General features: G+C 39.5%; 19 protein-coding genes and 3 tRNA genes. 13 read left to right on the forward strand and 9 right to left on the reverse strand.

Going from position 1 to position 22,984, the window contains the following annotated elements:
• Positions 1–33: 33 nt before the first annotated feature.
• The 6 genes from ACESK1_RS04815 (at position 34) to guaB (ending at position 7,988) form a co-directional block, all read left to right on the forward strand.
• Positions 34–171, forward strand: coding sequence for a hypothetical protein (locus ACESK1_RS04815; RefSeq protein ID WP_372918531.1), 138 nt, complete (start codon positions 34–36; stop codon positions 169–171).
• Entirely contained in the window at positions 149–2,620 is a 2,472-nt protein-coding gene (locus ACESK1_RS04820; protein ID WP_372918468.1) for a TonB-dependent receptor domain-containing protein, read from the forward strand. The genes ACESK1_RS04815 and ACESK1_RS04820 overlap by 23 nt, the downstream gene beginning before the upstream one ends.
• Positions 2,621–2,748: 128 nt before the next feature.
• Entirely contained in the window at positions 2,749–3,789 is a 1,041-nt protein-coding gene (locus ACESK1_RS04825; protein ID WP_372918470.1) for a Fe(3+) ABC transporter substrate-binding protein, read from the forward strand.
• Positions 3,770–5,431 (forward strand): ABC transporter permease, encoded by a 1,662-nt coding sequence (locus tag ACESK1_RS04830; protein ID WP_372918533.1) that lies wholly within the window; start codon positions 3,770–3,772, stop codon positions 5,429–5,431. The genes ACESK1_RS04825 and ACESK1_RS04830 overlap by 20 nt, the downstream gene beginning before the upstream one ends.
• 2 nt (positions 5,432–5,433) lie before the next feature.
• Positions 5,434–6,420, forward strand: a complete 987-nt coding sequence (locus tag ACESK1_RS04835; protein WP_372918472.1) for an ABC transporter ATP-binding protein — start codon at positions 5,434–5,436, stop codon at positions 6,418–6,420.
• 95 nt (positions 6,421–6,515) lie between these two features.
• Positions 6,516–7,988: an IMP dehydrogenase gene (gene guaB, locus ACESK1_RS04840; RefSeq protein WP_372918474.1), complete on the forward strand. Its 1,473-nt coding sequence runs from the start codon at positions 6,516–6,518 to the stop codon at positions 7,986–7,988.
• Positions 7,989–8,056: 68 nt separating this feature from the next.
• Here the strand turns inward: guaB and ACESK1_RS04845 are convergent, their stop codons facing one another.
• Entirely contained in the window at positions 8,057–8,581 is a 525-nt protein-coding gene (locus ACESK1_RS04845) for an OmpH family outer membrane protein (RefSeq protein ID WP_372918476.1), read from the reverse strand.
• A gap of 308 nt (positions 8,582–8,889) precedes the next feature.
• Here ACESK1_RS04845 and ACESK1_RS04850 point away from each other — a divergent pair, with 308 nt between their 5' ends.
• From ACESK1_RS04850 to ACESK1_RS04870, 5 genes are all read left to right on the forward strand, one after another.
• Positions 8,890–9,750 carry a peptidyl-prolyl cis-trans isomerase gene (locus ACESK1_RS04850; protein ID WP_372918478.1) on the forward strand — a complete coding sequence of 287 codons (861 nt, stop codon included), beginning with the start codon at positions 8,890–8,892 and terminating at the stop codon, positions 9,748–9,750.
• A complete protein-coding gene (locus ACESK1_RS04855; protein WP_372918480.1) occupies positions 9,728–11,167 on the forward strand; it encodes a peptidylprolyl isomerase in 1,440 nt (479 codons plus the stop codon). The genes ACESK1_RS04850 and ACESK1_RS04855 overlap by 23 nt, the downstream gene beginning before the upstream one ends.
• A gap of 6 nt (positions 11,168–11,173) precedes the next feature.
• Complete coding sequence (locus ACESK1_RS04860) at positions 11,174–12,127, forward strand: AAA family ATPase (RefSeq protein ID WP_372918482.1); 954 nt, start codon at positions 11,174–11,176, stop codon at positions 12,125–12,127.
• Between the two features lie 201 nt (positions 12,128–12,328).
• Positions 12,329–14,596: an aconitate hydratase gene (locus ACESK1_RS04865; protein ID WP_372918484.1), complete on the forward strand. Its 2,268-nt coding sequence runs from the start codon at positions 12,329–12,331 to the stop codon at positions 14,594–14,596.
• Positions 14,597–14,711: 115 nt separating this feature from the next.
• A complete protein-coding gene (locus tag ACESK1_RS04870; protein WP_372918486.1) occupies positions 14,712–15,272 on the forward strand; it encodes a TlpA family protein disulfide reductase in 561 nt (186 codons plus the stop codon).
• Positions 15,273–15,276: 4 nt separating this feature from the next.
• Here the strand turns inward: ACESK1_RS04870 and ACESK1_RS04875 are convergent, their stop codons facing one another.
• From ACESK1_RS04875 to ACESK1_RS04895, 5 genes are read right to left on the reverse strand one after another with little or no spacing between them, the layout of a single operon-like run.
• The gene (locus ACESK1_RS04875; protein ID WP_372918488.1) at positions 15,277–16,413 is read right to left on the reverse strand and encodes a lycopene cyclase family protein; all 1,137 of its coding nucleotides are present in this window, start codon (positions 16,411–16,413) and stop codon (positions 15,277–15,279) included.
• 26 nt (positions 16,414–16,439) lie between these two features.
• Positions 16,440–16,889 carry a beta-carotene hydroxylase gene (locus tag ACESK1_RS04880; RefSeq protein WP_372918490.1) on the reverse strand — a complete coding sequence of 150 codons (450 nt, stop codon included), beginning with the start codon at positions 16,887–16,889 and terminating at the stop codon, positions 16,440–16,442.
• A 1-nt stretch (position 16,890) separates the two neighbouring features.
• The gene (locus ACESK1_RS04885) at positions 16,891–17,730 is read right to left on the reverse strand and encodes a phytoene/squalene synthase family protein (protein ID WP_372918492.1); all 840 of its coding nucleotides are present in this window, start codon (positions 17,728–17,730) and stop codon (positions 16,891–16,893) included.
• A 2-nt stretch (positions 17,731–17,732) separates the two neighbouring features.
• Complete coding sequence (locus ACESK1_RS04890; RefSeq protein WP_372918494.1) at positions 17,733–19,196, reverse strand: phytoene desaturase family protein; 1,464 nt, start codon at positions 19,194–19,196, stop codon at positions 17,733–17,735.
• Positions 19,193–20,086 (reverse strand): MerR family transcriptional regulator, encoded by an 894-nt coding sequence (locus ACESK1_RS04895; RefSeq protein ID WP_372918496.1) that lies wholly within the window; start codon positions 20,084–20,086, stop codon positions 19,193–19,195. The genes ACESK1_RS04890 and ACESK1_RS04895 overlap by 4 nt, the downstream gene beginning before the upstream one ends.
• A 108-nt stretch (positions 20,087–20,194) precedes the next feature.
• Here ACESK1_RS04895 and ACESK1_RS04900 point away from each other — a divergent pair, with 108 nt between their 5' ends.
• Both ACESK1_RS04900 and ACESK1_RS04905 read left to right on the forward strand, forming a co-directional pair.
• Positions 20,195–21,001: an SDR family oxidoreductase gene (locus ACESK1_RS04900; protein WP_372918498.1), complete on the forward strand. Its 807-nt coding sequence runs from the start codon at positions 20,195–20,197 to the stop codon at positions 20,999–21,001.
• Positions 20,973–22,382, forward strand: coding sequence for an aldehyde dehydrogenase (locus tag ACESK1_RS04905; RefSeq protein ID WP_372918500.1), 1,410 nt, complete (start codon positions 20,973–20,975; stop codon positions 22,380–22,382). The genes ACESK1_RS04900 and ACESK1_RS04905 overlap by 29 nt, the downstream gene beginning before the upstream one ends.
• Before the next feature lie 19 nt (positions 22,383–22,401).
• Here ACESK1_RS04905 and ACESK1_RS04910 read toward each other — a convergent pair.
• The 3 genes from ACESK1_RS04910 to ACESK1_RS04920 all read right to left on the reverse strand — a co-directional run bounded on the left by ACESK1_RS04910 (position 22,402) and on the right by ACESK1_RS04920 (position 22,953).
• Positions 22,402–22,485, reverse strand: a tRNA-Leu gene (locus tag ACESK1_RS04910).
• A 216-nt stretch (positions 22,486–22,701) separates the two neighbouring features.
• Positions 22,702–22,774: transfer RNA gene (locus ACESK1_RS04915), tRNA-Lys, on the reverse strand.
• Between the two features lie 106 nt (positions 22,775–22,880).
• A tRNA-Lys gene (locus tag ACESK1_RS04920) sits at positions 22,881–22,953 on the reverse strand.
• Positions 22,954–22,984: the final 31 nt, after the last annotated feature.

A 22,984-nucleotide genomic window follows, 5' to 3' on the forward strand; every position in this document is an offset into this window, starting at 1 on the left:
AGAAAAGACGGGCATGAGAATATCGAAATTTATGTGGAAAGTTATGTAGCGCTTAATGGAAGAAAAAGTGCGCCTTATATTGATCCTGAGGTCAACTTGCTGGAGGAGAAAGACTCCTTCAAACACAAAACATTTATATTACCATTTCATGAAAACATTAAAGGCCTTTAGTTGCTTATGTTTTATATTATTAACTTTTTCCGGGATTCAGGCCCAGTCACTTCGGGGTAAAGTGATTTCTTCTGAAAATAATTCAGGTATTCCCTATGCTGAAATTTATAATAAAACCACCGGAGAACTTACGCTTACTGATGAAACCGGGAATTTTAGTATTGAAACTTTACCACCGGCCCGCTATGAATTTGTAGTATATAGTTTCCAATATCAGCTAGAAGAAAGGGAAATTGAAATCACTGAAAACACCGAAGTTACATTTACTCTTCAGCCCCTTTCTGAAAATCTTTCTGAGGTTATTATTTCTCAACGCCGCGAGCAATTATTTGCCTTGCGCAGGTTAAGAGAAGTAGAAGGAACTGCAATTTATGCCGGTAAAAAAAGTGAAGTGGTCCTCATGCATAAGGTGACCGGAAATCTTGCCGCAAATAATGCCCGGCAGATTTATAACCAGGTTGTTGGATTAAATATTTATGATAATGGGGACGCCGGTTTGCAGTTAAACATAGGTGGAAGAGGCCTGGACCCCAACCGTACTCAAAATTTTAATACCCGCCAAAACGGATATGATATTTCGGCAGATGTTTTGGGGTATCCCGAGAGTTACTATACTCCGCCACCGGAAGCTTTGAGCGAGATACAGATAGTACGTGGAGCGGCCTCCCTTCAATATGGGACCCAGTTTGGTGGGCTAATCAATTTCAGGTTTAAAAAACCAAATCCTCTTAAAAAATTTGAGTTTATCAGCCGGCAGTCTATGGGATCTTACGATCTTTTTACCAGCTTTAACAGCGCCAGTGGGACTGTGGGTGATTTTAGTTATTATACTTACTATAATTATAAATCCGGGAATGGTTTTAGGGAAAATTCCGGCTATGAATCTCATAATGCTTTTGCTCATTTGGGTTGGAGACTTAGTGATAGAACAAAATTGAGTTTTGAATACACCTGGTTGGATTACCTGGCCCAACAGCCCGGTGGTCTAACTGATGCTCAGTTTTATGAAAACCCAGATTACAGCAACCGCTCCAGGAACTGGTTTGATGTCAACTGGAATTTATTTGCTTTAAAACTGGAGCACGAAATTTCCAGCAGGACAGATTTCAGCCTTAATCTTTTTGGTCTTGATGCGTCAAGACAAGCACTGGGATACCGGCAAAACCGGGTTTCTCAGCCAGATGATCCTCAGGAACCAAGAGAATTGTTGTATGATGCCTTCAATAACTGGGGTGCCGAAGCTCGCCTGTTAACCCGTTACAACCTGTTTGGAGAAGAGTCGGTGTTTCTTATAGGGAGTAAATATTATAATGCTGACAATACGCAAAGACAGGGGCCCGGAACTGCAGATTCCGACCCCGATTTTAGGTTTGCGACTTCCTCATATCCAAACTATTCAAGACAGTCTGAGTTCGAATTTCCAAATAAGAATCTGGCAGTTTTTGGAGAAAACATCTTCCATCTTACAGAGAATTTTTCTGTTACTCCCGGTTTTAGATTTGAATATATCCATACTCAAAGTGAAGGTAGCTTTAAAAACATTTTCACCGATTTAGCCGGGAATGTTCTTCAGAATGAAACAATTTCTGATAACCGTGAATTTGAACGAGGTTTTGTATTGCTGGGAGTGGGCATTGCTTATAAATTTACGCCGGAGTCTGAAATTTATGGGAATTTTTCGCAAAACTATCGTTCAGTTACTTTTAATGATATACGGGTGGTCAACCCGGTTTTCCAGGTAGATCCGAATATCACCGATGAAGAAGGTTTTACTACCGACCTCGGAATTCGCGGTAGATGGGGCGATTTTTCTTATGACAGCAGCATTTTTGGCCTGAAATACAACAACAGGATTGGAGAGGTACTCAAGGCTGAAGAAAGGGAGAATGCTTCGGGAGAAATAGTAGAGACAGGAAGGTTGGTGCGTTTCAGAGGAAATATTGGAGATGCTTTTATTTACGGTATTGAAACCTTTGGGGAATGGAATCTAAAAAACATTTTATTTGGTGAAAACGAAGACTATCTAGCCAGTCTTTTTCTAAATGCAGCTTTCACAAATTCTGAATACACTCAATCTGAGCAAACCAATGTTGAAGGAAATCAGGTAGAATTTATTCCGGAAGTAAACCTCAAAACCGGTTTGAGTTTTGGTTACAAAAATCTTTTGGGAAGCCTTCAGTACTCCTATCTTTCTACTCAATATACCGATGCCACGAATGCGCGGCAGGACAGGCGTGATTCCCAAAGAGGAATAGAGGGCGAAATTCCGGCTTACGGGATAATGGATTTGTCTTTTTCCTATTCCTACAAACGATTTAAACTGGAAGCAGGAATAAATAATTTATTAAACAACAGCTACTTTACGAGAAGAGCAACAGGTTATCCCGGCCCCGGAATTATTCCGGCGCAACCAATGACCTGGTATAGTACTCTTCAGTTTAGGTTGTAGAACTAATTGCTAAAAATAAATATTGTGAAGCGTTGGTAATTGGCCGTTATCAGCCAAAAAAATGCCTTCATTTTATTTATACCTATTCTAAATAACTATATTTGAACTCAAATTAAAAACTCCAGAAAATGAAGAAAACTTTAATTGGTCTTTTGGCTTTAACTTTAATGTTCTCCTGTAAAAATTCAGAAGAAAAGAATACTGAAGATCAGGAATCCAAAGAAGTAAATGTTTATACGCATCGTCATTACGAATCAGATCAGGAATTATTCAAACAATTTGAAGAAGAAACCGGAATAAAGGTAAATGTAATCAATGCCAGCGCCGATGAACTGATTCAGAAAATGAGTATGGAAGGCGAGCAATCTCCTGCCGATGTTTTAATTACAGTAGATGCCGGTCGGCTGGAAAGAGCGAAATCCAGGGATTTACTCCAATCCATAGAGTCTGAGGTGCTGGAAAATACCATAGCTTCACATTTGAAAGATCAAGATAATCATTGGTTTTCTCTTACAAAGCGTGCACGGGTTATCGCCTATGCAAAAGATCGTGTAAATCCCGAAGAACTTTCGACCTATGAAGATCTGGCTTCAGAAAAATGGAATGGGAAATTGCTCGTCCGTAGTTCAGGAAATATTTATAACCAGAGCTTAATGGCTTCTCTGATCGTAAATAACGGCGAAGAAGAAGCTAAAAAATGGGCAGAAGCGGTAGTCGAAAATATGGCCCGTTCACCAAAAGGAAATGATCGGGACCAGGTTAAAGCCGTGGTTGCGGGTGAAGGTGATCTTGCTATTGTTAATACTTATTACATTGGGAAATTGCTCAATTCTGATGATCCTGAAGAAGTAAAAGCCGGAGAAAAAGTTGGCTTGTTCTTCCCTAACCAGGATGGGCGTGGTACTCATATTAATGTGAGCGGTGCCGGAGTAGCGAGATATGCTCCTAATAAGGAAAATGCTATAAAATTTATTGAATTTCTGGTTTCTGAAGAAGCTCAAAAGATCTTCGCTCATTCTAATTATGAGTACCCTGTAAATGAGGCTGTCGAGCCTGCTGCTTTGTTACAGGAATGGGGAGATTTCAAAGAAGATACTTTAAACCTATCGCAATTGGGACAAAACAATAAAAAAGCAGTAATGCTATTTGATGAAGCAGGCTGGAAGTAGTGACATATTTTCTTTAAAAGCAAGGCTTAATCGCCTTAAAAGAGATACCAATAGATGGTCGGTTTTAACGCTGGCCATCGTTGGTTTTATCGCCTTGCCAATTATTTCCATTGGGGTTAAACTTTTTGCAGGACCTGGGGAGACCTGGGGACATCTAGTGGATAATTTGCTTGTAGATTATATAGGGAATTCTTTTTTCCTTGTATTTTTCTGTAGTCTGTTAGTGCTTTTATTCGGAGTGAGTAGTGCCTGGTTGGTGTCCCGCTTTGAATTCCCTTTCAGAAAGCAGCTGGAATGGTTGCTTATTCTTCCGCTGGCCATTCCATCTTATATTGTGGCTTATGCTTATGCTGGAATTTTTGATTATGGCGGTAGTCTCGAGTTGTTGTTAAGAGTTTTCGATATCGATTTTTTCCGAATTGATATGATGAATAAATTCGGATTGGCATTTGTATTGAGTATTTCCCTTTTTCCATATGTGTATGTGAGTTCCAGAGCATTTTTTTTGAATCAGGCCGGTAATTTGCTTGAGGCTTCTACGATGTTGGGGATAGGGGAGTTTAAATCTTTCTTTAAATTGATCCTTCCGCTTGCCCGTCCGGCCATTATCGCAGGTTTGATTTTGGTATTGATGGAAGTGCTTAACGATTACGGGGCAGCGCAATATTTTGGGGTTAACACCTTTACTACCGGAATTTTCAGGGCCTGGTTTGCTTTGGAGGAGCCTGAAACCGCGATCTATCTTTCGGCTTTACTTATCGCCATTGTATTTGCCCTTATTTTATTCGAAAAATGGCAACGAAAAAACCAGCAGGTGGCTTCTCAAAAGGCCTCTAAATTTTCTCATCGAAAAGAATTTAGAAAACCGGCGCAATGGCTTATTTTCTTTGTTGTTCTAATTCCTGTGAGCTTTGGATTCTTTATTCCTCTGGCTCAACTAATTTACTGGGCGGTGCTTACAGCCGGGAATGTTTTTGATTTTGATTTTCTCTTATTATCCCTGCAGAGTTTTTGGATCGCCTTTGTTACTGCAGTGGTAACGGTGATTTTTGCAACATTGCTGATCTATTTTGCTAAATGGAGTAGTATCAATACTGTTAAAAGCATTTCGAAACTCGGAATATTGGGTTACGCTATTCCGGGAGCCGTTGTGGCCATTGGAATTATGATTCCAACCCTGGCTTTGGATAAATGGATTATCGGAATAATGAATGATTACTTCGGAATAAGCGCAGGTTTGCTTATTAATGGAAGCCTGGTAGCCTTGGTTTATGCTTATGCTGTAAGGTTTTTGGCTGTTGCTTATAATCCTATTGAATCTACCGGTTTAAAAGTAAGTAAGAGTATACCAGATTCATCGAGGATGCTTGGGATGGGGAATTTCAGAACTTTTTTAAGGGTGGAATTTCCGCTTATAAAAACCGGGATCCTGAGTGCGATCATCCTTGTTTTCATAGACGTTATGAAGGAGTTGCCTCTTACACTGATCCTGAAACCATTTCATATAAATACTCTGGCTGTGAAAGCCTTCGAGTATGCCAGCGACGAAATGGTTATGGAAGCTGCCATTCCTTCATTATTTATTATATTCACGGCGGCGATTCCCGTGATATTTCTTAATAGATTACTTATAAAAGATTGAAGATGCTGATTGTTGATTCCCTTTCTAAAAGTTTTGATAAAGGCAAAAGCTTTGCTTTAAAAGAAGTTTCTTTTAAACTGGCGCAAGGAGATGTGTGCGCAATTGTGGGAGAGAGCGGAAGTGGGAAAACAACTCTTGTTCGCCTAATCGCAGGCTTGGAAAGACCTGATGGTGGTAGCATAATTCTTGACGGGAAAGAGGTTTCTTCAATCAAAAAGTTAGTAGCTCCCGAGAAAAGAAATATCGGACTGGTTTTCCAGGAATACGCGCTTTTTCCGCATTTTGATCTGCTGAAGAATGTGATGTATGGAATCTCAAAGCTAAAAAATAAGAAAGCTCGCGCTAAGGAAATGCTCGAACTGGTTGGCCTAAGCGGAATGGAGCATCGATATCCGCATCAGCTTTCGGGAGGTCAGCAGCAAAGGGTAGCCCTGGCCAGAGCTTTAGCTCCTAATCCATCTTTGCTTATTCTGGATGAACCTTTTAGCAACCTGGATGCGATGTTAAGAATGCAGCTTAGGAGTCAGGTTTTTGAAATCATCAAAAAGACGGGGGTAACCGCCATTTTTGTAACTCACGATACCCAGGATGCGCTTTCGGTAGCTGATGAGATCCTTATTCTTCAGAATGGAAAAATAATTCAGAAAGACCAGCCGGCGAATCTGTACATTAAACCTTCCTCCATTTATGTGGCTTCTTTGTTCGGGAATACCATTCAGCTGAATAAGGAAATGCAAACCGCTTTCGACTGTCCGCTCAATCCGAAATGTGATCATGCCATCCGTAATGAGAATCTGAGCATAAATGAAGAATGTGAGTATGTAACTCACGCCAGGGTCCTGAAAAAGACTTTCCTCGGAACAGGAACACAATTACTGTTGAAGCTTGATAACGGCCAGAAAATCTCTGTAGTGACCAAAGAACGGGAAGTAGCCGACCGGATTAAGATAGGTTTTAACTCCACCGATCTGCTGGAATTTACCGGATAGTAGGTCTTTCCAATAGTGCCTCGTAACTAATTCTGTTTTAAGGATTTTTTGCGATAAAAAATGTATATTTGCACGCAATTAAATCATTAATTGCTATGACCGCACACGAATCCAAAATTTTAGGAGAGGCCCTTACTTACGACGACGTACTATTAGTCCCTGCCTTTTCTGAAATCCTTCCCAGAGAAGTAGATATTTCCACACAATTCACCAAAAATATCCGTATAAATGTTCCAATAATTTCTGCAGCTATGGATACCGTTACCGAATCCCGGATGGCTATAGCCATTGCCCGGGAAGGAGGTATTGGGGTTTTGCATAAGAACATGAGTATAGAAGCTCAGGCTTTGAAAGTTCGCAAAGTTAAGCGAGCAGAAAGCGGAATGATAATCGATCCTGTTACTCTTCCCATCACGGCCAGGGTAAGCGATGCCAAAGCGAGTATGAAGGAGCACAGCATTGGAGGAATTCCCATTGTTGATGATGAAGGTAAGCTGCTTGGAATTGTAACCAACAGAGACCTCAGGTTTGAAAAGAATAATAAACGTCCTATTTCAGAAGTAATGACTTCTGAAAATCTTGTTACGGTAGCAGAGGGTACCTCTCTGGATGAAGCTGAAGATATCCTTCAGGATTATAAGATCGAGAAATTACCGGTAGTTAATTCTGAAAAGAAACTGGTAGGCTTGATCACTTTTAGGGATATTACCAAACTTTCACAAAAACCAATCGCCAATAAAGATACCTACGGAAGACTTCGAGTAGCAGCTGCTATTGGTGTTACCGGTGACGCTGTGGAAAGAGCTGGAGCATTAGTGAAAGCAGGGGTTGACGCAGTAGTGATCGATACCGCTCACGGGCATACCAAAGGAGTGGTTCAGGTATTAAAAGAAGTAAAAAAGCATTTTCCTGAGCTTGAGGTTGTAGTTGGAAATATAGCTACCGCTGAAGCTGCTAAATATCTCGTAGAGGCTGGTGCCGATGCAGTTAAAGTGGGAATTGGACCCGGTTCTATTTGTACTACTCGTGTTGTAGCCGGAGTTGGATTTCCTCAGTTTTCTGCAGTTCTGGAAGTGGCAGCAGCTCTTAAAGGTACAGGTGTTCCTGTAATCGCCGATGGTGGTATTAGATATACCGGTGATATTCCTAAAGCCATAGCCGCAGGAGCCGACTGTGTGATGCTTGGTTCCCTTCTTGCAGGTACAAAAGAATCTCCCGGAGAAACTATTATTTTTGAAGGCAGAAAATTCAAATCTTATCGCGGAATGGGCTCTGTAGAAGCTATGAACAAAGGTTCAAAAGACAGGTATTTCCAGGATGTGGAAGACGATATTAAAAAACTTGTTCCAGAAGGGATCGTGGGCAGAGTACCATATAAGGGTGACCTCGAAGAAAGCATTCACCAATTTGTGGGTGGTCTTCGCGCCGGAATGGGATACTGTGGAGCTAAAGATGTGGATACCTTGAAAGAAAAAGGAAGATTTGTCAAGATTACATCCTCTGGAATTCATGAGAGCCATCCTCATAATGTGACTATCACCAAGGAGTCACCAAATTACAGCAGGTAGAAAGTATAATTTTAAGATAAATGAAAACCCGGCATCTGCCGGGTTTTTTGTTGTAAAAAGTCAGGGTTTTACTCTTCCTCCTGGACTTCCTCAGGATCTATCCCTAATTTTCCCAGTACTTTTTCCGTAATGTCATAGCGCTCGTCAGCAAAGGCTAAACTATTGCCGTTTGCATGTAAGATCTGGGTATAGCCTTCTTCCTGGATAACCTGTTGCATGGCTTGATTAATCTCGTCATAGAGCGGTTTAGTGAGTTCGTTTCTACGCATCTGCATCATCACTGAAGCTCTTTGACGAAAGCCTTTAATATCGTTTTCAAGACCAATTATTTCATTTTCTTTTTCTGCTCTTTCTTCCTCATTTAGAGTTTCGCGATCTTTTTGATATACTTCAATAAGACCTTCGTATTCTTTTATGGTTTCCTGAAGATCCTGCTGCATCTCGGAGTCATAATTCTGCAGCCCAAGATTTACTTCTTCCATAGCCGGCATCTGGCCAATTATATAATCGGCATCAATAGTCCCTGTTTTGGTTTGAGCGTTGGAGATATAGCCTAAAAGGATAAAAGCAAATAATAATGTTGTTTTTTTCATAATTGGATTAATTTTTGGCAAATATAATCGCCCAATTCATTAAAACACAGTTTTTAATTAATAAAAACTTAAGGGAAATCATTTAGATCTTATTCTTATTCCCATTTCGGTCTTAGTCTATATTGGATGAGATCTAGAAATTTAGTTGGATTGTAATAATTGGTTCTGTATAATTTTATATAGTTAGAATCGTTTTGGGAATAGCTTGTAGAACCTAAAGGAATTCTTATTTTTGCTGCCATGTAAAAGGCACAAAAATAGCAGTTTGGAATTGGTATATAAATTGCTAGCCTTAATCAAAAAAAGTATTGAAAAGCACACGCCTGTTTTTATTAAATATTTTTCTTGTCGTTGGATTGGCAGGTTGTAATTTATTCGAAGAAACCGATGAGCGGAAAGTAGTAGTGCGGGTTAATGATTCTTATCTTTATGAAGATGACATTCAGGCACTTATCAATGAAGACGCCAGTGCAGAAGATAGTACTCTTATCGTTTCGAATTATATAACCCGGTGGGCCACACAGCAGTTAATTATTGATCGGGCACGTTTAAATCTTTCGGAGGAACAACAGAGAGAATTCAACGATTTGGTGGAGAATTATAGAAATGAATTATACACCAATGCTTATACCGAAGCGATGGCCAGAAAGAATATGGATACCAGCTTTACAGAAGCCGAGCTGGAAACCTATTATGAAGAACACAAGGAAAACTTCAAATTAAAAGAAGATCTTGTTAAGCTCAGGTATATAAATCTGGATAGAAATCTCAATAACCTGGAACAGATCAGGGAATGGTTTGTTGATTTTGAGGAGGATGACAGGCAGGAACTCGATAAGATTTCTCTGCAGTTTAAGAATTTTTCTTTTAATGATTCGGTTTGGGTTAAAACCAAATCGGTTTATGGGAAAATAGGACCTTTAAGCGTAGAAAACCGATCAGATTTGCTTAAAACCGATAATTTTCTTCAGCTTGAAGATTCTTTAGGTGTATATTTGATCTATGTAAACGATGTGTTGGAGAAGAATGAACAGGCACCATTGAGTTACGCAAAGCCTACTTTAAAACAGATATTGCTAAATAAAAGAAAGCTCAATCTAACAAAAGAACTTGAAAAAGAAATTACAAAAGATGCAATTAAAAACAATGAATTTGAAATTTACGACTAAATTAAGCGCATTTATATTTGGATTATTTTTAAATCTGAATCTTGCTGCCCAGGAGGTCATTGTAACCGATAGTACCGCAATTCAGGCTGAAGATGAATTGGCCCAAAATAAAACTGAAGACGGTGACTTCAAGCGTAAAAAAGTAGATGGAATCGCTGCCGTAATAGGAGATTACATTGTGCTGGACAGCGATATCCAATTAATGTATAAAGATATGCAAAGTCAGGGTATGTCCACAGCCGGTATTACCGACTGCGAATTGGCCGGTTCCCTTATGGAAAACAAACTATATGCGCATCACGCAATTCAGGATAGTATTATTGTAATGGATGCCGAGATCAATAATTATATCGATCAGCAGATTGGCGAAATGGTGAATCAGGTGGGTTCAATGGAGAAAGTTCTTGAATTCTATAAAAAGGATACTGAAGAGGAATTTCGCGATGAATTGTTCGAGCTCAATAAGGAAAGACAACTTGCCAGCCGCATGCAACAGAGTATTATTGAGGAGGTAGAAATCACCCCTGAAGAGATAAGAGAATATTTCGATAATATTCCTGAAGATGAGCTCCCCATGTTTGGAGAAGAAGTGGAACTTGCCCAAATAGTTGTGAAACCTGAAATTCCGGAATCTGAAAGAAAAAAGGTAATTCAGCGTCTTAACGAATTTAAGGCTGATGTAGAAGATAATGATGCAAGTTTTGGAACCAAGGCAATCCTGTACAGTCAGGACCCCGGAAGTGCAAGTAATGGAGGCCAGATTAGCCTTTCCAGAAAAGACAACTTTGTACAGGAATTTAAGGATGTGGCTTTTAGCCTTCAGCAGGGTGAAATAAGTGAACCTTTTGAAACCGAATTCGGGTTTCATATTATCCAGGTAGATCGTGTACGGGGTCAAACCGTAGATCTGCGTCATATTCTGCTTATTCCTGATGTGAATAATCAATCGGTGGAGGAAGCTAAAAGTGAGATAGACAGTATTCGCAAACGTGTAGATGAGGGAGTACTTGATTTTGCTGAAGCTGCAAGAGAATTCTCAGATGAAAAAGAAACCAGAAATGATGGCGGTCGTTTAATGAATCCGCAAACAGGAGATTCCCGTTTTGAACTTTCAAAAGTAGATCCTAAACTTTATGAACAAATTGGTGAATTGCAGGAAAAGGAATTATCCCGAAGATTAACCGAGCAGGACCGTACCGGGCGACCTTCCTTTAAGCTTATAAGAGTTACCAAAAGAATTCCTGAGCATAAAGCCGATTACGCGACAGATTATATGAAAATTAAGGAGCTTGCCCTTCGTGATAAGCAGATGGAAGCTATTGAAGAATGGCAGAAAGATAAGATTGGTGAAACCTATGTGAAGGTTAGCGGTAAATACCGGGACTGCGATTACAGCAGTAACTGGCTGAAAAATTAAAAATTTATGTCTAACGTTGCACTGGTAGAGAAACTGGTTGAAAAGAACCGGCAATTGAAAAAGGAAATTGCCAAGATTATCGTTGGACAGGATATAGTTATAGATCAAATTTTGCTCTCCGTTTTTTCCGGGGGGCATTCTTTGTTAATAGGAGTGCCGGGCTTAGCTAAAACTTTAATGGTTAATACCATTGCACAAACCCTCGGCCTGGATTTTAAACGAATCCAATTTACCCCAGATCTCATGCCCAGTGATATTCTTGGAGCTGAGATCCTCGATGAGAACAGGCAATTTAAATTTATTAAGGGACCTATTTTTGCCAATATCGTTCTGGCCGATGAGATAAACAGAACTCCTCCAAAAACCCAGGCTGCCTTACTTGAGGCCATGCAGGAAAGAGCGGTTACTGTAGCCGGACATCATTATAGACTGGCAAAACCTTATTTCGTTCTGGCAACTCAAAATCCCATTGAACAGGAGGGAACCTATCCTTTACCGGAAGCCCAATTAGACCGTTTTATGTTTGCTATCAACCTGGAATATCCCAGTTTTGAGGAAGAAGTGATGGTAGTAAAAAACACCACTTCTGATGAAGAGGTTGAAGTTGAAGCTCTTTTCAATGCTGAGGAAATTATTCAGATACAGCATTTAGTAAGAAGAATACCTGTTGCCGAAAATGTTGTGGAATATGCTGTCAGGCTGGTTGGAAAGACCCGCCCAACAGCCAATGGAGCACCAGAACTGGTTAAAAACTACCTTGACTGGGGAGCTGGCCCCAGAGCTTCGCAAAATTTAATTCTCGCTGCCAAGGCCAATGCCGCAGTAAACGGGAAATTCTCACCCGATATCGAAGATGTACAAAAAGTTGCTATTAGCATTCTGAGGCATCGTATTATTAAAAACTACAAGGCTGAAGCCGAAGGGATTTCCGAAGAGAAAATAATTAAAGAATTATTTTAAAAAATATTGATAATAATGCGATTGCATTTTTATCAATATCGTAATTTATCACCTTTAATTTTAATATCACACAATTTATTGTCGCTTAAATTGATAATAATTAAGTTATTTTCAATAAATTTTGATATTAGGTTGTAATTTTCAAAATCTCCCTAAAATTCGTAAATTTGCGAGACTTTTTAGAACCTAAAAATAACAAATATGGCATTCGATATTGATATGATCAAAAAGGTTTATAGCCAAATGCCCGAGCGTGTGAAAAAAGCCCGTGAGGTAGTTGGAAAACCTTTAACCCTTTCAGAAAAAATCCTTTATTCTCACTTGTGGGATGGCGAAGTAAAAGAAGCTTACCAAAGAGGAAAAGATTATGTAGATTTTGCTCCGGACAGGATTGCCTGCCAGGATGCCACTGCACAAATGGCTTTGCTACAATTTATGCAAGCTGGAAAGAAAGAAGTAGCAGTACCCACAACTGTGCATTGTGATCACCTTATCCAGGCCAAAATGGGTGCTGTAATAGATTTGCAGGCCGCCAATAAATCAAGTCATGAGGTTTTTGAATTTTTGGAATCGGTTTCCAATAAATACGGAATCGGATTCTGGAAACCGGGAGCAGGAATTATTCACCAGGTAGTTCTTGAAAATTATGCTTTTCCCGGTGGAATGATGATCGGTACAGATTCTCATACTGTAAATGCAGGTGGTCTAGGAATGGTTGCGATAGGTGTTGGTGGTGCCGATGCCGTTGATGTTATGGCCGGGATGGCCTGGGAGCTGAAATTTCCAAAACTTATTGGGGTGAAATTAACCGGAAAACTTTCTGGATGGACTTCATCTAAAGATGTGATCTTAAAAGTAGCAGGAATTCTTACCGTAAAAGGTGGAACCGGTGCTATAATTGAATATTTTGGAGAAGGTGCCCGCTCAATGTCGGCTACCGGAAAAGGTACTATTTGTAATATGGGTGCCGAAGTTGGTGCTACCACTTCAACCTTTGGTTACGACGATTCAATGGAGCGTTACCTAAGAGCTACCGATCGTGCTGACGTTGCAGAAGCTGCTAACCAGGTAAGAGAACACTTAACAGGAGACGACGAAGTGTATGCCAATCCTGAGCAATATTTCGATGAACTAATCGAGATTAACCTTTCAGAATTAAAGCCACACCTTAACGGACCATTTACTCCGGATCTTGCTACTCCAATTTCAGAAATGGCCGTTAAAGCCAAAGAAAATGACTGGCCTATAAATGTAGATTGGGGACTTATTGGTTCATGTACTAACTCTTCCTATGAAGATCTTACCCGTGCAGCTTCCATTGCGAAGCAAGCGGTAGATAAGAAAATTAAAGCCAAGTCAGATTTCGGAATTAATCCAGGGTCTGAACAAATTAGGTTTACAGCTGAGCGTGACGGATTATTACAAATCTTTGAAGATCTTGATGCAACTATATTTACAAATGCCTGTGGACCATGTATCGGTCAATGGGACCGAAGTGACCGTAAAGGAGAAGAGAAGAACACTATCGTTCATTCATTTAACCGTAACTTCTCTAAACGTGCCGATGGGAATCCAAATACACACGCTTTCGTAGGTTCACCAGAAATGGTTGCCGCTATTGCGATCTCAGGGCGATTAGATTTCGATCCAACTCGTGACAAATTAATCAACGAAGATGGAGAAGAGGTGATGCTGGACGAACCAAAAGGTATTGAACTACCGGAACTAGGTTTCGCTGTGGAAGATGCTGGTTATATCCCACCAAAAGAGGACGGAAGTTCTGTTGAGGTGAAAGTCGCTGAAGACAGTGAGCGTTTAGAATTGCTTACTCCTTTTGACCCTTGGGATGGCAAAAATCTTATCGGAGCTAAATTACTTATAAAAGCTTTCGGAAAATGTACCACCGACCATATTTCTATGGCGGGGCCATGGCTACGTTATCGTGGTCACCTTGATAATATTTCCAACAACATGCTTATTGGAGCTATAAACGCTTTCAATAAGAAAACCAATTTTGTAAAGAATCAATTAACCGGGGAGTATGATGGTGTACCTAGCGTACAACGTGAATATAAAAAAGCCGGAGTGCCAACAGTTGTGGTTGGAGATCATAACTATGGGGAAGGTTCTTCCAGAGAGCACGCGGCTATGGAGCCACGTCACCTTGGAGTAAAAGTGGTACTGGTTAAATCTTTTGCCCGTATTCACGAGACAAACCTTAAAAAGCAAGGTATGCTTGGATTGACCTTCGATAATGAAAGTGATTACGATCTTATCCAGGAAGACGACACCTTTAACTTTATAGACTTGGAAGATTTTGCGCCCAACAAGCAGATCACTATTGAAGTGGTTCATGCCGATGGAAGCAAGGATACTATAATAGCCAACCATACTTATAACAATTCTCAAATTGAATGGTATAAGCATGGTTCAGCGTTAAATCTTATCAAAAAGCAAAATGTTGCTTAGTAAATAAAGTTTCTTATAAATGATGAATCCCGCCTGAGACCTGGCGGGATTTTTTTGCCTTAATTCGGTTTGTTAAGTTTAACTTTGTTTCTCGTCTAAACCTGAAATTTACTTTATGAAGCTTTTCAAAAATCAGTGGTCCAACATCATTTTTATAGTATTGATCATTATTCTTATAATTCCCCAAACCCGTAAACCAATCCAGATTTTTGTAAATAAGGTGTTTTCCTTTAGTCCTTCGGTTACCGACGAAGAAGATCGTGAAAAATTAGCCGATTATAATTGGATTCTTGAAAACAGTGAAAGAGAAAGGATTAACTTTTCAGATTCCCAGGGCGAAGTGATTATCGTTAATTACTGGGCCACCTGGTGTCCGCCCTGTATCGCGGAGATGCCGAGCTTCCAGGCTTTATATGATGATTATAAAGACAAGGTAGACTTCTATTTTGTTTCCGGAGAAGAACATAACACTACTCAGAAGTTCCTGAATTCAAAGCAATTTGATATTCCCAGTTACAGGATGCTTTCAGAAGATCCTAAACCTATGGACGGTTACTCTCTTCCTACCACTTATCTCATTGATAAAGATGGGGAAATCATTATTAGAAAAATTGGCGCCGCCGACTGGAATAGCACGAAATTAAGAAACACCCTTGATGAACTGATTGCGGAGTAAAGGATTAAAAAGCTTTCCTGAAAAAAGATTTTATGAAGTCGAAACTGTAGAGAGACATCATTATTTTCAGGTCTTCAGAAAATGATGTTTCCTCATCGAGGTAGCTGAAAATCTCCTCTGGGTTGTTTTTAGTATAAAATTTAGTGAAGATACTTTCCCCTTTCTCATTGTTATTAGCCAACACATCCAGGAATATCCCGTCATATCTTTTGAATTTTTTATTGATGAGGTTTTCACCGGGAAAATCCCCTGTTTTGATATTTTCAATTATGGTGTCTACTTTTTTCTCGGTGTTTTTAAAGGAATAACCGGTAGAAGCTTTTACCCATCCACCTCCGGTACCAATTTTAGTTATTTTTGAGGTGTTTTCGGCCTCGAAAGGGAAATCGGTCATAGGGATGATGCCGGACTCGGTAGAAACAATCTTATAGTCTTTCACTTTAAGAAACTCATTGAGGTAACGCTTAAGCATTTCATCGTATACCCTTTCTTCGGTTAAAAAGGGTGTGAAAAAGGTGTATTCTACGAGAGCTTTTGTTTCGGAAACCGGTAAAATATAGGTAAAAGCTGTAGCATTTTTATATTTCAGCCGGTAATCCATCATGGTGAATTCTTCTGGAGAAAAAACCGGTTCAGTGGTTTCGATCTCCCAACCCTTAAAATGCTGATAGATTAAAGTATGTTTTCCCTCTTCCATGTATTCAGGATTAACGCGACTGTCGAAGAAATGTGTTGCAGTATAATTATTTATTTTTCCTGAAGCTTCCCGTGTGACCGGATCTATTTCTGAAATTTCATCACGGATCAAGTGAATATCTGGAGAAGCCTCGAGCTCGGCCAGGGTCTCCCGGTAAAGATCTTCAGCCTTTATCATTTTATATTGGTAGGGCTCCAGCTCCAGCTTTTTATTTATTCCTGATGTGATAAACCGACCAATTTTCCATCTTTTTGAAACTAGCTTGTCCCATTTCCCAGTGTTTTTTTCCCAAAAACTCCAGGTTTTTGAGGGTGCTTTGAAATCGGGATCTATTACCGCGATCTGCTTTCCCTTAAAAAAAATATCCCGGCTAAGTTGCCGGGCAAGCTGTAATCCTGCGAGACCGCCTCCTACAATAACATAAAAATATTTAGGTACCTGCATAGGTTAGTAACGACGGAAAATAGATGTTATTTTTTGAAATATTTAAAAGGCACCCATAGCATCCCGAAACATTCGCCATCATCTTTGCCCAAGTGTTTATGGTGCATTTTGTGAGCTCTTCTTATGCCTTTAGCGAACCGGTTATTAGCATTTCGGAACATTTTAAAACGCTGATGAATGAAAATATCGTGAACGGTAAAATAAGTGATTCCGTAGGCCAGGATCCCAAGTCCCACAGGCAAACCAAACCAAACGTCTTCGTATCTCCACAAGAGAAAAAAACCTATACTTACCAAAGCATAAAAAATAAAAAAGAGGTCATTTCGTTCCCACCAGTGGCTATGATCTTTGTGATGGTGATCTTTATGTAATCTCCACAAGACACCATGCATAATATATTTATGGGTAAACCAGGCCATGCCTTCCATAATAATGAAGGTGCCCAGAAAAACTGCTATCCAGAGTAGAATGCTCATTTTAAAGTAAATTTAATCTATACGAAATATACGATTTTGCCAGCAAACCTACCTTCTGATAATCAGAAACTCTAATGCGTCGGTTCTTAATTTCCATTGGAGGTGTTTTCTTTAGTTTGTGAAGCAATTTCTTATAATAAATATATGCGGTATAAACTCCGAATTTTGCTTCTACAGGTAATTTAGCTATGCCTTCAAACCCGTGTCTGAAATCGGCATCTATTTCATCAATAATTTTCTTTTTTCCGGCTTCATCCAATTGCGCCAGGTTGGTGTGCGGAAAATAACTGCGGCTAAGATCTTCGTAATCGGCTTTCAGGTCTCGTAAAAAATTTACTTTCTGAAATGCAGAACCCAAACTCATTGCCATATTTTTTAATTCTTCATACTTTACAGGATCGCCTTTAACAAAGACTTTCAGGCACATAAGTCCTACTACATCAGCACTCCCGTAAATATATTCCTTGTAAGCTTCAAAAGATGAGTATTCTGATTTATACAGATCCTGTCGCATACTTTTCATAAAAGCATTGTAGAGAGAAGCTTCGATATTGTATTTATGCACAGTTTCCTGGAAAGCATTTAGAATCGGATTAAGGCAGATCTTATTTTCAATAGCCAAATGCAGGTCTCGCTCAAAATCATTAAAAAGTCTTTCTTTATCATAATCGTGAAAACTATCCACAATTTCATCGGCAAGACGTACAAAACCGTAGATGTTGTAAATATCCTGTCTAATAGAAGGTGCCAGCATACGGGTAGCCGTGGAAAAGGAGGTGCTGTAGGCATGCGTTACACTTTTACTACAAGTGTGGGAAAGGGTGTCAAAAATTTCTTTCATAGCTATTTTTTTGAGTTTTGAATAAGTCCTGCTGCAAGTTTTCCCGAGATTAGCGAGGGTGGAACTCCTGGTCCGGGGACCGTTAACTGTCCGGTAAAAAACAAGTTGTGAACTTTTTTGCTTTTTAATTTTGGCCTTAAAAATGCAGTTTGAAAAAGCGTATTAGCCAAACCATAAGCATTGCCTTTGTAAGAATTGTATTCCTGCTTAAAATCGTTTACGCAAAAAGACTCTTTAAATAGAATATGGTCTGTTACTTCTTGTTTTGTGATATGTTCAAATCGGGTAATGATCTTCCTGAAATATTCTTCTCTTATCTCTTCGGAATCTTCCACATCAGGTGCAAGAGGAATTAAAAATATTCCGGCTTCCTTATCTTGTGGTGCTGAAGAATCATCGGTTACAGAAGGGAAACTAGCATAGAAAAGAGGATCTTCCGGCCATTTGACATCATCATAAATGGCGCGGGCGTGCTTCTCAAAATCGGTGTCAAAAAACAGACTGTGATGGGTGATATTTACAAGTTTTTTATCAAATCCTACATAAAACAGCAGAGAGGAAGGCGCGAAAGTTTTTTTGTCCCAGTACCTTTCAGAATACTGTCTGTTGTCTTTTGGTAAAAGCGTTTCAGTATGATGATAATCGGCACCACTCAATACATAATCACTCTTAATGCGTTTTCCGTTTACCAGAATTCCGGTTGCAGTGTGGTTCTTAACAAAGATCTTTTCTACAGACGCACTGGTGTTCAATTTCACTCCCAGGGAAAGTGCGAGTTTCTCGATACCCTCAATAACCTTATACATTCCTCCTTTAGGATGCCAGGTTCCCAGACCAAAATCGGCATAGTTCATAAAACTGTAAAATGCCGGGGTGTTGCTCGCCTTGGCTCCAAGGAATAATACAGGGAATTCCAGGATTTGAATGAGTTTAGTATTGGTGAATTCCTTCCTCACTTCTTTCGAAATAGTACTAAAAAAACTACCGAGCTTCTTCGCTGTGGCGGGAGTAACCAGTTCCAAAGGTGAAATTCCCGGGCGATAAACCAATTCTTTGATTGCTATATTGTAATTATCAAGAGCTTCGGTTATGAATTTCTTCAGCTTTTTTGCGCTACCGGGCTCTTCTGTTTCAAAGGCCTTATAAATCTTTTCAAGGGTGTCTCCAATAGTTATGCTATCCTCTTTTCCAAAGAAAACCTTATACGCCGGATTTAACTTTTCCAGGTCATAGTAATCCCCGGGGGTTTTTCTGAAATCTGCGAAGAAGCGCTCAAAAACATCGGGCATCCAGTACCAGGTTGGACCAATGTCAAAAGTAAACCCATCTTTTTTTAACTGCCTGGCACGACCACCAATGGTCTCATTTTTCTCAAAGATCTCCACCTCGTAACCGTCGCGGGCTAAATAACAGGCTGCGGCCAGGGAAGCGAAGCCCGAGCCTATAATAGAAACTGATTTTTTCATAGACTCAAAAGAAACTGGTTGAGATTATCGATTTTTTTAATAAATGGGGGGAATTTACTGGTATCCACGTCTTTTAATTTCTGGCCGAATAACAGGAGCTCATAATTCTTTTTGTGACACACTTGTTTCTCAAAGTCTTTAATAAAGGTGCTTACTTCTAACGGGGAAGTGGTTAAATAACTCAAAAAACAGATGTCATCGTGGCGTTCCATTAGGTAGCTTAGGTCTGATAATGGAAGACTGGGGCCAAGATAGATGGCATTTCTATGATTGTAGATCAATTCATAATATAGGTAAATAATCCCAATATCATGAATTTCATTTTCCGGAAGAAAAAGAACATAGAGTCGATCTTTTGTGGGTTTATGAGTTTTTTTAATTTCGGCCAGGTGGAGATAGATCTTTTGTTTAATTAAGTCTACAACGAAATGTTCGTGAATTGGTTTAATAGTGTCGGTTTGCCAAAGCAAGCCTATATTTCCCAGGAAAGGAAGAAAAACCTGATGGAAAACCTCCCTAAAACTCTTATCCTTTCGCAGGCCTTCATAAGTTACATTGAAAAGCTCTTCATCAAAATTTATCATGGAAAGCTTTAACGCATTCAATGCCCGGTTTTCTTTACTGGCCCTTGCATTGATATTTCTTACCATTTTACTGATTTCATCCTCACTAAGTTTGGAAATACGCGAAATCTTATATCCATGTTCATTAAGAAATGAGATATTAAGTAGCTTCTGCAGGTTAGAACTATCATAAGTTCTTATATTAGTAGCTGTGCGATCGGGATTAAGAATATTGTATCTTTTTTCCCAAATCCTTATGGTATGCGCCTTGATTCCAGTTAAATTTTCAAGGTCTTTTATGCTAAAGTTCTGTTTTATTAATTCCATAGTAATTTAAAGATAAACAAATCTAAATAATATTTGAATCACACTTAATTATTAAAACGTTAAATTGTTTAATTTTATAGTTAAAATATTAAACAGAAAAATTTAAACATGACTAAAATTAAATCCAGTTGCGTCCTTATCACTGGTGGAGCCTCAGGTATTGGTAAGTTAATGGGCAGGAGAGTGTTGGAAAAAGGTGGTAAACTTATTATCCTGGACTTCAATGCCATAAAATTACAAGAAACACGAAAAGAACTACAAGCTTCAGGGGAAGTGCATGCATTTGAAATTGATATTACCCAGACTGAAAAGCTTAAGGAACTCGCGATTAAGATACAACGGGAAGTAGGCCCTGTCGATATTCTTATCAATAATGCGGGCATTGTGTTTGGTGGTTATTTTCACGAATCAAATGCTGCAGCGATAGATAAAACCATGGCTGTTAATGCTCTTGCTCCAATGCATCTCACCCAGCTTTTTCTTTCTGGAATGATTTCGAGAAAGTTTGGGCATATATGTAATATAGCTTCTTCAGCCGGACTGGTTTCCAATCCCAAAATGGCGATTTACGCCGGAAGCAAATGGGCTTGCACCGGTTGGTCTGATAGCTTGAGACTTGAGATGAAGGATTTGAAAACAGGGGTTGGGGTAACTACGGTAACTCCTTATTATATTAATACCGGAATGTTTGACGGCGTAAAATCATTAATTCCGATTCTGGAAGAAGAAAAGGTCGCTGCAAAAATTATAAGAGCCATTGAGAAAGATCGCATTTTTCTCAGCATGCCCTGGAGTATGAGATTTGTTAGATTTTCTCAGGGACTTTTCCCCATTTGGTTTTACGACTGGTTTGTTGGAAGGGTAATAGGAGTTTATAAAACTATGGATGAATTTAAAGGAAGAAGCACTAATTGATATGGAAGAAACATCAGCAAAAAAAATTGAAGCGATTTTTAAAAGTCAAAAAGAATTTTACGGGTCGCACCGTACCAGGGAAATTTCCTTCAGGTTAGATCAATTAAAGAAATTAAAAGAAGCGATACTGAAATATGAAGATCGAATTTATGACGCGCTGTGGAAAGATCTTAATAAGAGTAAGGAAGAGTCATTTTTAACCGAAGTAAGTATTGTTTTACAGGAATTGGATTTCCATTTGAAAAATCTTAAAAAATGGGCTAAAGCAAAGAAGGTTTCGACTCCTCTTCATCTATTGCCTTCCGGTTCAAAAGTGATTTACGAGCCATTGGGAATTGGCCTTATTATTTCTCCGTGGAATTATCCTTTTCAGCTTTGTATCAACCCGTTAATTGGAGCGATTTCTTCGGGGTGTTGTGCGGTTCTAAAACCTTCTCCTGATTCACCGAATACTTCCAAAATCATGGAAGAAATGATCAATGAATTTTTTCCTTCAGAATATATAAGTCTGGTGCAGGGAGGAAAGGAAACAAATCAAAATCTGTTTAATTATCCCTTTGATGTGATTTTCTTCACCGGTAGTTCCCGGGTGGGGAAAATTGTCATGAAGGCGGCTGCAGAACATTTGAGTAAAGTAATTCTTGAACTCGGTGGAAAAAGTCCGTGTATTGTTGATGAAGGAGCCAATCTGGATCTGGCCGCAAAACGTATTGCCTGGGGAAAGACAATTAATGCCGGCCAAACTTGCATCGCGCCCGATTACTTATTGGTTCACAAGTCGGTTAAAGATGATTTTCTTAAAAAGATGACTGAATCCTTTAAGGAATTATATGGTGAGAAAATAGATCACAGTAAGCACTACGCAAGGATTATAAATAAAAATGCTTTTGAAAGGTTAACCGGCTATTTAGAAGGAAAGGATATTTATCATGGAGGAGAATCTGAAGAAGAAAGTTTATTTCTGGCCCCGACGATACTGAATAATGTTGAAGCAGAAGATGAGATTATGAAGGAGGAGATCTTCGGACCAATTTTGCCGGTTATTGAATTTGATGAACTCAGTAATGCCGAAACTTTTATAAACAAGAGAGAAAAGCCGCTCGCCTTATATTATTTTGGCGACAAGGGGAAAGGAGAAAAAGTGTTAAGAAAGACCTCTTCCGGGGGCGCTTGTTTAAACGATACCCTCGTGCATATTGCCAATCATAAGGTTCCGTTTGGAGGGGTAGGAAACAGTGGGATGGGAAGTTATCATGGTCACAGGAGTTTTCTTGCTTTTAGTCATGAAAAAGCCGTGGTAAGTTCATCAAATTTCATAGACCTGCCTTTAAAATATCCGCCGTACCGGTTTTTCGGAATAATAAAGAAAATATTGAAATAGAATAGGAGTAGAAAAAATGTGCCCGGAGCGGGAGTCGAACCCGCACGCCCTAATGGACACATGGCCCTCAACCATGCCTGTCTACCAGTTCCAGCACCCGGGCAAAAAGCAGGATTCGAAAACCTGACTTTTAATAGGGCTTCAGTAAATTTAATTCCAACGGAATTCTGAACTTAATAAATGAATTGAGTTTCCACTTAAATAAATGATCTGGCTGTCCGCACGGATGAATCCGTTTCGGACGGGGGGCTTCCATCGACTTCGCCAAACGGCTTGCTCAGGATAAACTTCTCGCCCAACAAAATCAATACTTAAAAAGTGATCTGGCTGGGGCTCGAACCCAGGACCCTCTCCTTAAAAGGGAGATGCTCTACCAACTGAGCTACCAGATCTGATTTTTGCATCTGTAAAAAGAACTAAATTTGTGATCTTGTTGGAACATCCTTCAACTTCGCTCAGGAAAAACTTCTCACCCAACAAAATCATAATTTCAAAAAGTGATCTGGCTGGGGCTCGAACCCAGGACCCTCTCCTTAAAAGGGAGATGCTCTACCAACTGAGCTACCAGATCATTTGTGGCATACGGCGTTTTGCGAATGCGG

This window comes from Salegentibacter sp. (genome assembly GCF_041642575.1).
Lineage (GTDB): Bacteria > Bacteroidota > Bacteroidia > Flavobacteriales > Flavobacteriaceae > Salegentibacter.